Below are 14,406 nucleotides of genomic sequence, written 5' to 3'. Positions count from 1 at the left end.
CCCGTGACCGTAATGACAAGCCAGCGCACCGCACTGATCCCACTGCTGGTGATCGCTACTGCCCAGCTGATGTTGGTGCTTGATGACTCGATCGTGAACATCGCGTTGCCGAGCATTCAGGACGAACTTGGGATCGACTCCGTCAATCTCCCCTGGGTCGTCAACGCCTACATCCTCGCGTTCGGCGCGCTACTCCTGCTCGGAGGGCGCATGGGTGATGTGTGGGGGCGCCGCCGCACGCTGCAGGTGGGTATCGGCGTCTTCGTCGCTGCATCCTTCGCCGGTGGACTCGGACAGGACGCCATGATGCTCATTGCCGCCCGCGCGGTTCAGGGTATTGGCGCGGCTTTGGCGGCGCCCAACGCGCTGGCGCTGATCACAACTACTTTCCCTGACCGGAAGACCCGCGATACTGCGTTGGCCCTCTACGGAGCCATGTCGGGACTCGGCATTGTCATCGGCCTGCTTCTTGGCGGGTTACTCACGGGAACCCTTGGCTGGCGATGGGTGTTCTTCATTAATGTTCCGATCGGTCTCCTCGTCCTGCTCGGCAGCCGGACTCTCGTCAGCGCTGATAGCCATGGCGGCCGGCTCGGCGCCACTGGAGCACTGCTCGGCACTGGCGGGATGGTTGCCCTCGTTTACGCCATCACCCGATTAGGTGAGGAGGGATTGGGGGACCCCACAGCCTTCCTGCTCATCGGCGCAGCTGCCCTGCTGATTGCGGTGTTCATCTTCAACCAGTCTCGGAGCAGGAGTCCGTTGGTGCCATTGAGCCTGTTCCGCGACCGGAACCGCTCGGGGGCGTATGCGAGCATGCTTTTGTTGGCAATCGGCCCCATGGGAACGTTCTTCGTCGTCACTCTCTACTTCCAGAACGTCCTGGGCTTCGGACCCCTTCAGACCGGCGCGGCATGGCTGCCATTCGCCGGGGGTCTGGTGCTCGGTGCCGGTGCGGCTCCGAAGCTTCTGCTTCGGTTCGCGCCCCGGATCATTGCGGGTGTTGGTGCCCTGCTCAGTGCCTCAGCGGCACTCTGGTTCTCCGTGATAACCGTTGAAGCCAACTACTGGCTGCACCTGGCTCCCGCGATGTTCATCCTCGCCCTGGGGTTCGGGCTCGGCGTCATCGCCCTGACCCAGGCTGCTGTCTACCGGGTCGATCCCGACAAGGCCGGAATCGCGTCCGCGCTGCTCAATTCTGCTCAGCAGATTGGCGTCGCCCTTGGTCTGGCGGTACTTGCCGGCGTCTCCGCCACGGTCACTGCGACGGCGCACCTCGATTCCATGGGCACAGGTGAGGCTCTAGTTGTCGGGTACAGCGCCTCACTCACCGTCGCCGCTGGTGTTCTCGCTCTCGCCGCGGTTCTCGCCCTCACGACGCTCAGCGCAGGATCAACAGCTGAACAGGAACCAGCACTGCGCTAACCCCTCCCCTGGCGCCCGTACAGCGAGATGACTACGAGGATGATGACCCCGTAGATGAGCTGCTGAATGTTCGCGCCTAGGTTCAGCACGGTGACCAGCGTGGACACCTGGGCCAGTACCAGTGCGCCGCCCACTGTACCGACCACTGATCCGCGTCCGCCGAAGATCGAGGCGCCGCCAACCACCACCGCCGCGACTGACGACAACAGATACCCGGCGCCCATGGTTGCCGACGCCTGCTGGTAATAACCGACGATCACGATGCCTGCGAAAGCGGCGAGGACTCCACTGAGTACATAGCCACCAACCCGGATGCGGTCCACCGGAAGTCCTCCAAGCCGCGCAGCTTCTGCCGCGGAGCCGACGACGAAGAGCGACCGACCCCACCCTGTGAAGCTGAGCAGCAGTTGCAGCACAACCATCAGGGCGAGCCCCAACGGAAGCACCGCCGCCATTTCGAGCCCCAGAAATGAAACCTTTGCCGAGGTGATCGCAACGATGAATTCGGGGATTGCCGTCAGTTCCGAGAAGTTGAATACCAGCAGTATGACTCCGAAGAGCAATCCGTTCATCGCAATGGTGGTGACGATCGGAGTCAGTCCAAGCTTCGACACGACGATCCCGTTGAAGAATCCAATGACGGCGCCTGTCGCGAGTGCCCCCACGAAGGCACCAGCAGGGCCCAACGGTCCCACCAGCCCCAGGAAGGACAGCGCGGAGAACCCGATGGTATTGGGCACCGACAGGTCGATGCCGGCCTGAATGACAGCGATTGTCTGACCGAATGATGCGATCGCAAGGATGATCGCGAACGTAGCCGTTCCGATGAGTGATTCGACAGTGATGAGATTCGGCCTGATGACACCGCCGACAGCGAATAGCACCAGGAAGGCGAGGAGCGGCCATACGCTGCGGGGAACGAGAGAGGCAGCCTGCTTGATTGATGCCCGTCCCCGAAGCTTTCCCTGCGGCGTCTCGACCGATGGGTTGTTGGGTGGCGCGGCGCTCACGGTCATGCTCGTGCTCCCTTCACAGCGAAAGCGATCTTGCTCCAGATGACAGGCAGCCCGACAACCGTGAAGATGATGAGCGCACTGATGACGTATTGCCAGTAGGAATTGATTCCGGCGAAGAAGAGCAGGTTACCGATCAGCCCGAGGGTGCATGCAGCAAGCACTGTACCGATGATGCTGCCCCTTCCCCCGGTGAACGCTGCACCCGCCAAAGCAACTGCGGCGATCGAGCTGAGGAGGTAGGCATCTCCGCTTCGGGGGTCACCGGTAACTGTGGAAGCAGCCAGCATCATTGCACCGACGGATGTCACCATTCCGGCTAGCCCGAAAGCGATCAGTTTGGTGAGCCGCGCGTTGAGGCCGGCCGCCCTCACGCTCTCCATGTTGGAGCCGACCCCGTAGATATGCCTGCCCAGTGCAGTTCGTTGCAGCAGCAGCCACAGAAGGACTGCAACGATCGCGAGGTAGACCAGGGAGACGGGAAGGAACGGGACGAGTTCCCCGCTTGTTGCCAGGTAGATTTCCTTGGTCAGTCCGCCGCCCGGCCGGTCCAGCACCTCACTTGCCAGGGACCCGAAGATGAACGCACTCGCCAGAGTTACGGCTATGGCGGGCAGCCCTCCGTAGGCAACCAGAAGTCCGTTGAAAAGGCCGCAGCCGAGCCCGACGCCGAGCGACAGGAGGATTGCGACAGGTGGTGGGACCGCCTCGAGCTGGGTTGCGAACACAACGTTGCACAGGCTCATGATTGCGCCGATGGAGATGTCGATCCCGCCGACCAGTACTACGATGAGCTGCCCCAGGGCTACCAGAGCCAGAGGCACAACGAGATTCGCTGCGGTTTGCAGTTGGAACCGGGTGAGCAGCTCGGGGTTGATGATTACGTAGACGAGAAGAAACACGATGAAGGCCGATACCGGCGCGATCGCTCCTTCTCGACGCAACCGGACCATGCCACCCCCGGAACGCAGGCGCGTCGGGGCCGGCGCGGAAGCCGAAGAGGATGCAAGGACGCTCATGCGGCTGCCCTCAGTCCCATGGCGGCGCCAACCACGGCATCGCCCGTGAGTCGTTCGCCCTCCAGCTCGTCAATAACCGCGCCCTGGTAAAGCACAACGACCCGATGGCATACGTGCACGAGTTCCTCCACTTCAGTTGAAAACCACAGGACACCCACGCCCTGCTTCGCCAGATCGACGATGGCCGCATACAATTCCTGCTTTGCACGTACGTCTATGCCGCGGGTCGGATCGTGCAGGAGGATGACCGTGCGCGAGCGGTCCATCCAGCGGCCGAAGACCAGTTTCTGCTGGTTCCCGCCCGAGAGGGAACCAGCGGCCTCTTTGGGCCCGCGTGTCCGCACCGACAGTGCGTCGAGGATGCCGCTTATCCACCCTCGCTCGCGGGAGAGGAGTGGCCGCCCGCCAAGCTGATAGGCCTTGAACCAGGGAACGAGGAGGTTTTCCCCCACGCTCATCTCGAGCGCCAGGCCCTCCTTCTTTCGATCCTCGGGCACGTAGCCAACCCCATATCGGACCGAGCGCACGGGCGTAGTGCCCGAGATTGTGCGGCCAGCAATCGTCCAGGAATCAGCGGTGGCCGGAGCCGCCCCGAACAGGGCCCGAAGCAATTCAGCCTGACCGTGGCCCTGCAGTCCGCCGACTCCCAGGATCTCCCCGGCCCCGATGGAAAGGCCAATGCCGTGTACCCCATCCGATTTGAGATTAGAGACGGAGAGGGCGACGTCGTCGGTGATTCGAGGTGGCGGATCCGGGAAGAATCGTGCGGCTTCCCGCCCCGCCATAAGCGAAACCAGCTCGTCATCCGTCCATCCGCCACGGACAAACTCCCCCGCGACCTTCCCGTCACGAAGCACCGCTCCGCGATCGGCGATCTCGGCGATCTCGCCCAACCGGTGCGAGACGTAGATGACGCTACCGCCCTCGGCCGTAAGCTCGCGGATGCGCTGAAAAAGCCAAGCAACCCCCGGTGGAGTGAGCGCAGACGAGGCCTCGTCGAGGATGAGCAGTTCCGGCCCGCCGGCCAGCGCACGTGCTATCTCCACCAACTGCCGGTCAGCTAGCGACAAAGAACCCACCGTCGCCCGGGGATCGATATGTGGCAGGTCCAGCGTTCCAAGAAGTTCTGCAGCAGCTGCCACCGACTTCTTCTGGGAGAACCGGTGATGCGGCGCACCGTCGGGCAGGCTGAGGTTCTCCGCTACAGTCCAGTCCGCCACCAGGGCAAGTTCCTGAAAGGCACACCGCACGCCGGACTGACGCGACTTTTTGACGCTGCCGGAGATCAGCGGCTCACCATTGACAGCAATGCTGCCGGACGTTGGCGCGACGGCACCGGCAAGCATCTTCGCCACGGTACTCTTCCCTGCCCCATTTTCACCGACAAGGGCGAGTACCTCGCCCTTGTTGCACTGAAAGCTCACGCCCTGCACAGCATGAACAGGGCCGTAGCTCTTGACGAGGTTTGTAGCCACGAGGAGGGCCTCCGGCCGTGCTGGGCGCTCTCCCTCCGGCTGGAAGGGGATCTGCGCAGGGCCGGCAGTGCCAAGTTGTGCGTCAGTCACTGCGATCTCCTAGGATCCGGAGTAGTACTGCATGACGTCCTCGAGCTTGAGTTCCAGGCCCGGGAAGTCGTAACCAAGCTGGAAGTTGCTCGGCTTGTCATCCAGGCAGTAGTCCGCGGCGTTCTCGTTGGTGATCTCCAGCGGCGGGAAGAATTGCTGCTTCTCGATCTCCTCGCCTTCAAGGAGCTTCACCGCCTGCTCAAGACCCTTCGCGTAGATGGATGGTTGGCCAAAGACCATGTTCCCGGTCAGGCCCTCGCCGTCGTGCTCCACCAGGGCACAAGCTTCGCCGTTATAGCCCGAGCCTCCCACAACCGGAACAAATGGCATGCCGGCTGACGCGAAGGCTTCAGGCACGCCCTGCCCACCGGTCAGGAAGGAGTAGACCCCGCCGATATCCGGATTGGACCGCAGGATCTTCGACATCGACTCCTGCGCCGTCGCCTCGTTCCAGCCGTTGGTGTCCTGTGCGGCGATGGTTGCACCGCCCTTCTCAAGGGTCTCGACGACTCCGGGCATCGACCCTTCATTCAGCGGTACTCCCGCGAGTCCCTCAAGCACTGCAATCTTCTTGTTGTCGCCGAGGTTTTCCAGCAGCCATTCAGCGCCGATGGTTCCGGCGGTCGCCCAGTCGGTGGACACAACGTAGACGTCGTCGCTTTCGTAGGGGCCACCGTTGGCGATTACTGGAATGCCCTGTGCTGATGCCTGCGTGATGGCCGCATCCGCACCGCTCGACGATGCAGGATCGAAGAGAATCAGATCAACTCCGTCGGCGATAAGGTTCTGCATTGCAGCGTTCTGCTGCGCAGCATCGTTGTCGTTGGTCCGAACGATCTTGAGTTCGACCTTGTCCTTGTATTCGGGTGAGTTGGCGAGGGCCTGCAGTGATGCAAGACCCATCTCGCGCCAGGCCTGCCCACCGAGGGGCTGTTCGAATCCAATGACGAACTTTTCATCTCCGCCGGTGTCAGGAGCACCACTCGAGTTCGCCGGTGCGCTGGTGCAGCCTGCAACGAGGATGATGGCCGAGGCGGCTGCGGTGAGGCCCGCTGCCTTACTGAGGGAGGTGCCGAGCTGTGTTCTAGCCATGATTTCTCCTTTGAAGTCTGGGTTTCCATCTGCGTCAACCTGCATCGAATGCTGCTTAGCCTCAGGACGGAACGGGCGTTGACGGGATGTACTCAGCGACACTAGCTTAAAATTGTTAGCGCTACCAGTAGCGCTATCACTAATTCTTGATATGGTGTGAAAACGAGCTTCACCGATCCACCCAGTCCTGAAACAGGTCGTCGCAACGACGCGAATGGAGTACTAGTGAGCAGCACAACCATGGCGGCAGAGCAGTCCCAGCTGTCTCCGAACGTCGAAATCCGCAGCCGCGGTTCCAACGTCGGCTGCATCGGAGCCGGCATGATCATGTCGGACGTTCACCTGGAGGCGTACCGCCAGGCAGCGTTCCCGGTAGTAGCCATCGCCTCACGTACCGAGGCAAAGGCGCGGGAGGTCGCTGCTCGTTACGGCATCCCGACCGTTCATTCGACGCCCGAGGACCTCATCGACGATGCCGCGGTCGAAATCCTCGACATCGCCTACCCGCCGGATCAGCAGCCGGCTCTCATCCGGCGGGCGCTCGCAGCGCCACATATCAAGGCAGTACTCGCGCAGAAGCCCTTGGCGCTGGACCTCGATGAGGCAGTAGCGCTGCGTGACGAGGCAGCGGCGGCCGGAAAGATCCTTTCGGTCAACCAGAACATGCGGTACGACCAGTCCATTCGAGTCCTCCACCAGCTTCTTGAGCGGGGAGAGCTCGGTGAGCCCGTCCTTGCCACCATTGAAATGCGCGCGATTCCGCATTGGCAGGGGTTCCTTGAGAACTACGACCGCCTCACGCTCGCCAACATGAGCGTCCATCACCTGGATGCGCTACGGTTCCTCTTCGGTGAACCCACCGAAATAATGACGGTTGCGCGTGAGGATCCGCGGACCAGCTTCGAGCACGAAGACGGCATCGTGGTGTCCACCCTTCGATTCCCCAACAATCTCCTGGCCGTATCCATGGAGGATGTGTGGAGCGGACCCCGTGAGGAGGGTTTCGACTCCGATATCTACATCAAGTGGCGGGTCGAGGGCACACGTGGGGTTGCACAGGGAACGATCGGTTGGCCCACGGGCGAACCGTCAACCCTTACCTACGCGTCCGCGTTGACCACCGGTGGTGAATGGGTCACCCCCGAATGGGAAACCCACTGGTTCCCGCACGCCTTCATCGGCGTAATGGAACAGGTGCAGTACGCCGTCGAAACCGGCACCGACCCCGAGCTCTCCGTCGCGGACAACGTCAAGACCATGGCCCTGATCGAGGCCGGCTACCGGTCCATCGCCGAACATCGGCCGGTCTTCCTCAACGAGTTCAACCTCTGATCACACAGCAAACCCACCAGAGCACTTCCGTTTCTATTTCAATTCCCACACTCAAAGGAGCAATGGCGCCATGATTCAAGTAGGTATCTTCACGGGGTACTTCCCCTACGAGCTCGAGACGACCGCGAAGACCATCCGCGATCTCGGCTTCAATACAGTGCAGCTGGACCTGCACTTCAAGGACCTGGACCTCTCAGCCGGCCAGATCACGAAGGAAAAGGCGAAGCGCGTCAGTGACACTTTCCGCGATAACGACCTGCCCATCTGTGCCATCTCCGGTTACACGAATATCGTTCATCCAGATCCGGAGCACCGGAAAGCGAACGTCGAGTACCTGAAGGAGATTCTCCGCAACGCCCGTTCATTCGGCACCCCATACGTCATCAGCGAATCGGGCACGTTCAATCCTGACAGTGAGTGGGACCACCACCCCCACAACCGGTCGGAGGACGGATACGAGCAGGTACGGGACGTCCTCGCGGATCTTGCCCAGACCGCCTACGATCACGGAGCCACGTTCCTGCTGGAGACCTACGTCAACAACGTGATCGGTTCAGTCCGTGAGACTGTCCGCGTATTCAACGATATTCGGACTCCCGGCCTGGAACTTTTGATGGACCCGACGAACTACTTCGACGGCACCAATATCGACAGCATGGATGCGGTCCTGAACGAGGTGTTCGACACCCTGGGCGACCGGGTAAGAATCGCCCACGCGAAAGACGTCAAGCGGGCCGGTGAGGACAAGAGCGAGAAGCACGCGGACATCGGTGACGAGAACGCCCTTGCCTCCCACACCTTCCGCGGTGTGGGCGAGATCGAACTGCCCGCTGCGGGCCTGGGGTCGCTCAACTACGACCTCTACCTACAGCGGCTCGCCGAGCGCAACCCCAACGTTCCGCTCATCATCGAGCACCTTGATGAGTCCGACGTTCCGCGCGCCAAGCAGTTCATCGTCGAAACCCTCAAGAAGTACGGAATCTGAGGATGGCGGGAGACGGCGTGCTGCACGAACGGGTTGCGGTGGTTACGGGGGCGGGAGGCGCGTTGGGCCGCGCCACAGCCCTTCGTCTCGGAGCGGACGGCTTTGCTGTCGGCGTATTGGGACGCAAGAGCGTCGAGCTTGAAGAAACAGCCCTTCAGCTCGAAGCAGCGTCGGTGCCGGTTCGCATACTCGAGGTCGACCTGCGGGATTCCGATGCCATCGAAACCGCCCTCACCACCACGAACGAGACGTTCGGCCCGGTCGAAGCACTTGTGAACAACGCTGCGATTTATCCCAGCACGCCGTTTCTCGACATTCCGCTGTCCGAATACGACGACGTTGTGACAGTCAACCAGCGAGCGTACTTCTACGCCGCCCAGGTCGCGGCGCGCGGGATGGTCGAACGGCGATCCGGTGCGATTGTCAACGTCGGGTCGATCACTTGGCATGGCGGCTGGTCCAACCTCGCAAGCTACGTATCGACCAAAGGCGCGGCCGTTTCGCTGACCCGAGCGCTTGCCCGCGAGCTGGGCGAATTTGGTGTCCGGGTGAACGCGGTCTCGCCTGGGGCCTTCCCCACGAAGGCAGAGGAAATCCAGGGCGACGCCGGCGAGTATTCCGCGCACGTCCTGGCGCACCAGTCGCTGAAACGCCGTGGCCGGGACGCAGAACTCGCCGCGGTCATCTCCTTCCTGCTCGGACCGGACGCATCGTTCGTCACCGGGCAGACAATCAACGTCGACGGCGGATGGATCATGGAATGAGGATGCCCGCATGAACATTTTTGGCAGAGAAGTATCGAGGGTAGAGCTCGCAGAGCGCACCGGGGATCTGTCAGCAGTGGCTGGAATTCGCCAGGTCGTGCTGGACAACGGCGTGGAGCGAGGAGTACGGGCGATCGACCTTCGCACCGCCGCGGGCCTCGAGATCGAAGTACTCGTTGACCGCGCTTTCGACCTGGGCTCGGCACGGTATCGCGGCGTGCCGCTGGGTTGGCGCTCAGGAAACGGCTTCCGGCACCCCGGCCTGCATGAACACAATGACGAGGGCGGTCTCTCCTGGCTCCGCGCACTCGACGGGCTGCTCGTGAGCGGCGGGTTGGACCACACACTGTTCGGCGGTGAAGTCGATGCCACGGGCTACGCCTACCCGCCCAAACAGAAGGTCTCACACGGCCTGCACGGCCGCCTGACAGCAATACCGGCCCGCCTGCTGGAAGCGCGTGAGGTCATCTCGGACGACGGGGCCTCCGTCCTTCGGGTAGTAGGCGAGGTAGTTCAAGCCACCTCCTTCGGCGAACACCTGCGCCTGACCCGCAGTATCGAAGTGGACTTCGACGGCCGCGAGATCCGGCTGCACGATGTCGTGGACAATCTCGGATTCGAGCGAACACCGCACATGTTCCTCTACCACCTGAACTTCGGCTGGCCGTTGGTCGACGAGGGCACCGAATTTGTGGCCGCTATCGACTCGACTCTGTGGGCCTCCGATTCCGTTTCGTCCCAGGCGGTCTCCTACCGGAAACTCCCCCAGCCCCAGAAAGGCTTCGTTGAGCAGGTATTCGAGCACGAACTCATTGCCGATGACACGGGCCGTCATCGTGTTGCACTGCTCGCGGCTGACAGCGGTTTTGGCGTCGAGGTGTCGTGGGAAGCAGCAGGGATGCCGCACTTCTTCGAGTGGCAGAACCTGCGCAGCGGTCAATACGCCATCGGTTTGGAGCCCTCCACGCATCACGTGAGTGGCGACGCAGCGGCCCGCGATGACGGCTCGATGATCTGGCTCGAGCACGGAGAATCCCGTGACTACCGCACCACCATCCGCGTCCTCGAGGGTGAGAACGCTGTGGATTCAGTGCGCAGCACCATCCGAGCGGTTGGCGACCAACCCGAGTAGTCCACCGCCGGCACTGAATATAACTTCACACCCAGGGACACACCGTCGATCTCCGATTGACCGACGGATGCTTGGCCCCCCCGAAATAGAGGAAGCACAATGAGTAACCCAATAGACGACGATGCGCCGGAAGTGCTTTCGGGTATCCGTGTGCTCGACTGCTCAATCGCCATGGCAGGACCCTTCGCCGCACAGCGACTGGGCGATCTCGGCGCTGACGTGATCAAAGTCGAGCCAACCACCGGAGAATGGCAGCGCCATGCCGCGGCCGGTGGAGCAACAGGAAACCGAATCAACGTTTCATTCCTGTCGCTTAATCGGAACAAGCGTTCCATTGCGGTGGATCTGAAATCGCTTGAGGGCAAGGACATCATCTACGACCTCGTCAAGACGTCCGACGTGTTTCTCCAGAACTACCGGCCCGGCGTTGCAGCCCGACTGGGTGTGGACTACGAAACGATCAAGGCAATCAATCCGGGCATCATCTACGTGTCGATCTCCGGCTACGGCGAGGACGGCCCCTACCGGAACCGGCCCGGGCAGGACCTGCTGCTCCAGGCGATGAGCGGTGCAATGCTCTCCGCGGGCCGCCACGGCGAACCTCCAGCAGCGGCGGGTCAGTACCTCGTCGACGCCGTGACGGCGTCAACTGCCTTCGAGGGGGTACTGGCCGCCCTCTTCCACCGTGAGCGCACAGGTGAAGGCCAACTGGTTTCGGTCAACATGCTCGATGCGATCACCACCTTGCAGATGCAGGAACTGTCGGTCTTCACGGTGGGGAAGGTTCCGCAGACACGTGGTGCACAGCCCCACGCTCACGTCTACATCCGGGCACCCTACGGCACCTTCTCGACGTCGGACGGTTTCATAGCGCTTGCCATGCCGGACCTTCACCTTCTGGGAGATGTCATCGGTGAGCCTTCTTTCCTGGGGATGGACTCCGAGACCGACAGTTGGACCAGCCGCGACGAAATCTTCGAAAAGACGGCCGCGCGCCTCATTACCCGCACCAGCGCCGAGTGGCTCGAGCTTCTCAGCGCCGTGGGCATTTGGGCCGGCCCCGTCTACGACTACCAGGATCTGATTGATGATGAACAGATCGCGCACAACGGCACCTTCATCGAGTACGAGCACCCCACCGAGGGTCTGGTCAAAACTCCAGGATTCCCCTACCGGCTGTCCGCGACGCCTCCGCGGATTCACCGGGGCGCTCCGGTCGCCGGCGAACACACGCTGGAGATCCTCACTGAACTGGGCATGGCAGAGACCCGCGCGGCCGAACTGATCGATGCCGGTGTTGTAGCCGAGGACGGACCTGTCAGCGCGGGCCAGTCCCCCGTTTCAACCGTGGGCCGAGGGTCGGCGTGAACACCTATCGAGGCATCACGTGGGACCACCCCCGCGGCAAAAATGCACTCCTGGCCGCCGCGCGGGAAGAGCAGCGCCGCGACACCGGGTTCCGCCTCGAGTGGTCAGCGCATTCCCTTGAAGGCTTCGAGTCGCACCCTGTCGATGATCTGGCCAGGAGGTACGACCTCATCGTCCTTGACCATCCGCACTTGGGTGAGGCAGTCGAGCATCAATCCCTGACTCCCCTGGACACGGTGTTCGGACTGGAACGTCTCGAGCAGTGGTCCCGCCAGGCCGTCGGACCCACCTTTGACTCGTACTACCTGAACGGGCACCAGTGGGCGCTTCCGCTCGATGCTGCAACCCAGGTTGCAGTGCGCAAACCTGACCGCGTACCGGACGCTCCGGTTACCTGGAACGACGTCGAGGACATCTCGACCAAGGTTCCGACAGCCCTCTCGCTTGCCGGACCGCATGCGTTTCTGACCTTTGCCTCCATCTGCGCCGCCTACGGTGCACCACTGAGGGACGCCTACGGGGCTGACGCGGGCGACTCGATGACTGAACTGGTAGCGGATGACACGGCCATCCCCGTCCTGGAACTCATGCGGTCAATTAGCTCGCGCGCTCCAGAGGGTTCACTCACCCAGAACCCGATCAGCCTGCTCCAACGCATGACCGACACCGACGACATTGCGTTCTGTCCGCTCGTGTACGGCTACGTCAATTACTCGTCTCCGTCCCTGCGCTTCTCGGATGCCCCCAGCGCCGTCGCTGGCGGTCGCCACGGATCGACCATCGGAGGCACCGGACTCGCCATCAGTGCGCGCACCCAAGTTACCCCTGCACTCATCAGACATGTCGAGTGGCTGATGAGCGCCAGCACTCAGCGCAGTTTCATTCCCCAGCATGACGGCCAGCCGTCCAGCCGGGGTGCTTGGGTGGACGATGAGGTCAATCGTGCATCTGATGGTTTCTACCGCTCCACTCTCGCCACGATCGAAGACTCCTGGGTACGGCCCCGGTTCCCGGGCTACATCTCCTTCCAGTCGAGCGCTTCAGCAATCATTCGGGCGGTGGTCGCCGGGCATGAGCGTGCGGAAAGCGGCCTCGCCAGCCTGCGCGCCGGGTTCGTCAACGCGCTGCCCGTAACCACAGAAAGGGTCTGACCATGCTGTCCCCCATCGAGCTGGAAACCGAGGAGATCATTGTCGATCGCTCGGACTACGTCGCCACCATCACGCTGAACCGCCCACAGAAGCTCAATTCAGTCACGCAGGATATGTCGGACTCGCTGGTCGCGGTGGCCGAATGGGCCAATGAGAGCGATGAAGTGCGCGTTATCATCCTGACCGGAGCCGGAGGACGATCCTTCTGCGCCGGGTCTGACATCCGGCAGTTGGACAAGTACGCCACGCCCTGGGATTTCCGGAATCGCGCGGACTACTGTGATGCGCTTCGCCTCCTGCGCAAGCCTGTCATTGCGGCGGTCAATGGATACGCGTTTGGCGGAGGCCTGGAGACAGCCATGTCCTGCGACATACGGATTGCTTCAACAGCGGCGTCCTTCGCTGCCCCCGAGGTCAAACTCGGATGGATCGGAGGAGGCGGGATGAGTACGTTCCTGGCACATTCGGTGGGATCGAGTAACGCCGCGCTCATGCTGATGACGGGCGAACCGATCGACGCCCAGCAGGCGCTGGCCTGGGGCCTCGTCTCCGAGGTGGTCGACCCTGATGCCCTGCTCCCCCGAGCGGCCGAAATCGCCGCGATCATCGCATCACGTCCGCCGATCGCTGTAGAAACAGCCAAGGCGAACCTGCGCGCCGCGTACAACCTGCCGCAGGACCAGGCAATCGCGTATGAGCGGGATCTGCAAACGATCACTTTCGCGACCGAGGATGCGAACGAGGGCCGCGCTGCCTTCGCCGAGAAACGGCAGGGAAATTTCCGACGCCGGTGAACCAGTCCCAGACACCCCGCACCTAACACCATGCCAGAGCAGATACACGGAGACATGATGAGCATTAAGAAAACAACCGGCAGTAACAATGCGCTGAAGCGGCCGGGTACATCATTCCTTGGTGCAGCCAGCCGGACGCTGCCCGAGGACGGGTACGCGGGAACACTTGTCGGTCGGGTCTGGGATCCGGCGGTAGCGGGCCCCTCTCCTGTCATCCTCCTTGAGGACGGCGTCTTCGATCTGTCAGCTTCCTTCCCAACTGTCAGCGAGCTTTCCGAGCACCCTGATCCAGTTGCCGCTGCACGTGCTGCCGCGGGGGCACGACTCGGTGGCCTTGATGAGATCTACGAGAACACCGTTGCCCGTTCCGGTTCGGGACCGCGTTTCCTCGCGCCGGTTGACCTGCAGACGCTCCGGGCAGCAGGCGTCACCTTCGCAGTCTCCATGATCGAGCGGGTCATCGAGGAGCGCGTACGTGGAGACATCGAAGCCGCAGCCAGGATGCGCGAGAAGATTCTGGCGGAAATAGGCACCGATCTCCACGAGATGCGTCCGGGTTCTGCAGAGGCCGCGGGGCTCAAGAGCTATCTCGTAGCGGAAGGGCTCTGGAGCCAGTACCTCGAAGTGGGAATCGGCCCTGATGCCGAAATCTTCACCAAAGGACCAACGCTCTCTGCCATGGGCACGGCGGCCCAGGTGGGAATCCTCTCCACATCGTTGTGGAACAACCCCGAGCCCGAGGTCGCAATCATTATCGATTCACGGG

General features: G+C 62.2%; 12 protein-coding genes and 1 pseudogene. 9 read left to right on the top strand and 4 right to left on the bottom strand.

Going from position 1 to position 14,406, the window contains the following annotated elements:
* The first annotated feature begins 3 nt into the window (after positions 1 to 3).
* A complete protein-coding gene (locus tag RIF85_RS10955) occupies positions 4 to 1,425 on the top strand; it encodes an MFS transporter (RefSeq protein WP_375164840.1) in 1,422 nt (473 codons plus the stop codon).
* Here RIF85_RS10955 and RIF85_RS10950 read toward each other — a convergent pair.
* Genes RIF85_RS10950 through RIF85_RS10935 form a run of 4 tightly spaced genes read right to left on the bottom strand, consistent with a single transcriptional unit; the run spans position 1,422 to position 6,114 of the window.
* The gene (locus tag RIF85_RS10950; RefSeq protein ID WP_309071942.1) at positions 1,422 to 2,441 is read right to left on the bottom strand and encodes an ABC transporter permease; all 1,020 of its coding nucleotides are present in this window, start codon (positions 2,439 to 2,441) and stop codon (positions 1,422 to 1,424) included. The genes RIF85_RS10955 and RIF85_RS10950 overlap by 4 nt on opposite strands.
* Positions 2,438 to 3,457, bottom strand: coding sequence for an ABC transporter permease (locus RIF85_RS10945; protein ID WP_309071941.1), 1,020 nt, complete (start codon positions 3,455 to 3,457; stop codon positions 2,438 to 2,440). Before RIF85_RS10945 ends, RIF85_RS10950 begins: the two co-directional genes overlap by 4 nt.
* Complete coding sequence (locus RIF85_RS10940; protein ID WP_309071940.1) at positions 3,454 to 5,022, bottom strand: sugar ABC transporter ATP-binding protein; 1,569 nt, start codon at positions 5,020 to 5,022, stop codon at positions 3,454 to 3,456. The genes RIF85_RS10945 and RIF85_RS10940 overlap by 4 nt, the downstream gene beginning before the upstream one ends.
* A 9-nt stretch (positions 5,023 to 5,031) precedes the next feature.
* Positions 5,032 to 6,114 (bottom strand): ABC transporter substrate-binding protein, encoded by a 1,083-nt coding sequence (locus RIF85_RS10935; protein ID WP_309071939.1) that lies wholly within the window; start codon positions 6,112 to 6,114, stop codon positions 5,032 to 5,034.
* 225 nt (positions 6,115 to 6,339) lie between these two features.
* On the opposite strand from RIF85_RS10935, the gene RIF85_RS10930 reads away from it, so the two are divergent.
* The 8 genes and pseudogenes from RIF85_RS10930 to RIF85_RS10895 all read left to right on the top strand — a co-directional run.
* Positions 6,340 to 7,446, top strand: a complete 1,107-nt coding sequence (locus RIF85_RS10930) for a Gfo/Idh/MocA family oxidoreductase (RefSeq protein WP_309071938.1) — start codon at positions 6,340 to 6,342, stop codon at positions 7,444 to 7,446.
* Between the two features lie 70 nt (positions 7,447 to 7,516).
* Positions 7,517 to 8,431 carry a sugar phosphate isomerase/epimerase gene (locus RIF85_RS10925; protein ID WP_309071937.1) on the top strand — a complete coding sequence of 305 codons (915 nt, stop codon included), beginning with the start codon at positions 7,517 to 7,519 and terminating at the stop codon, positions 8,429 to 8,431.
* 2 nt (positions 8,432 to 8,433) lie between these two features.
* Positions 8,434 to 9,195 carry an SDR family NAD(P)-dependent oxidoreductase gene (locus RIF85_RS10920; RefSeq protein ID WP_309071936.1) on the top strand — a complete coding sequence of 254 codons (762 nt, stop codon included), beginning with the start codon at positions 8,434 to 8,436 and terminating at the stop codon, positions 9,193 to 9,195.
* Positions 9,196 to 9,205: 10 nt separating this feature from the next.
* Positions 9,206 to 10,327: an aldose 1-epimerase family protein gene (locus RIF85_RS10915; protein ID WP_309071935.1), complete on the top strand. Its 1,122-nt coding sequence runs from the start codon at positions 9,206 to 9,208 to the stop codon at positions 10,325 to 10,327.
* 99 nt (positions 10,328 to 10,426) lie between these two features.
* Positions 10,427 to 11,695: a CoA transferase gene (locus RIF85_RS10910; protein WP_309071934.1), complete on the top strand. Its 1,269-nt coding sequence runs from the start codon at positions 10,427 to 10,429 to the stop codon at positions 11,693 to 11,695.
* Positions 11,692 to 12,846: a hypothetical protein gene (locus RIF85_RS10905; protein WP_309071933.1), complete on the top strand. Its 1,155-nt coding sequence runs from the start codon at positions 11,692 to 11,694 to the stop codon at positions 12,844 to 12,846. Before RIF85_RS10910 ends, RIF85_RS10905 begins: the two co-directional genes overlap by 4 nt.
* Positions 12,847 to 12,848: 2 nt before the next feature.
* The gene (locus RIF85_RS10900; protein WP_309071932.1) at positions 12,849 to 13,640 is read left to right on the top strand and encodes an enoyl-CoA hydratase/isomerase family protein; all 792 of its coding nucleotides are present in this window, start codon (positions 12,849 to 12,851) and stop codon (positions 13,638 to 13,640) included.
* A gap of 57 nt (positions 13,641 to 13,697) precedes the next feature.
* A pseudogene (locus tag RIF85_RS10895) lies at positions 13,698 to 14,406 on the top strand (fumarylacetoacetate hydrolase); the annotation flags it as partial.

The sequence above is a fragment of the Arthrobacter sp. genome (assembly GCF_031179385.1).
In the GTDB taxonomy this organism is placed as follows: Bacteria; Actinomycetota; Actinomycetes; order Actinomycetales; family Micrococcaceae; genus Arthrobacter_D.
This window is presented reverse-complemented; position numbering and strand designations above follow the sequence as displayed.

Coding starts and splice junctions, on each gene's coding strand:
- RIF85_RS10910 (WP_309071934.1), top strand. CDS start 10,427: ATGAGTAACCCAATAGACGACGATGCGCCGGAAGTGCTTTCGGGTATC.
- RIF85_RS10900 (WP_309071932.1), top strand. CDS start 12,849: ATGCTGTCCCCCATCGAGCTGGAAACCGAGGAGATCATTGTCGATCGC.
- RIF85_RS10920 (WP_309071936.1), top strand. CDS start 8,434: ATGGCGGGAGACGGCGTGCTGCACGAACGGGTTGCGGTGGTTACGGGG.
- RIF85_RS10925 (WP_309071937.1), top strand. CDS start 7,517: ATGATTCAAGTAGGTATCTTCACGGGGTACTTCCCCTACGAGCTCGAG.
- RIF85_RS10950 (WP_309071942.1), bottom strand. CDS start 2,441: ATGACCGTGAGCGCCGCGCCACCCAACAACCCATCGGTCGAGACGCCG.
- RIF85_RS10915 (WP_309071935.1), top strand. CDS start 9,206: ATGAACATTTTTGGCAGAGAAGTATCGAGGGTAGAGCTCGCAGAGCGC.
- RIF85_RS10945 (WP_309071941.1), bottom strand. CDS start 3,457: ATGAGCGTCCTTGCATCCTCTTCGGCTTCCGCGCCGGCCCCGACGCGC.
- RIF85_RS10935 (WP_309071939.1), bottom strand. CDS start 6,114: ATGGCTAGAACACAGCTCGGCACCTCCCTCAGTAAGGCAGCGGGCCTC.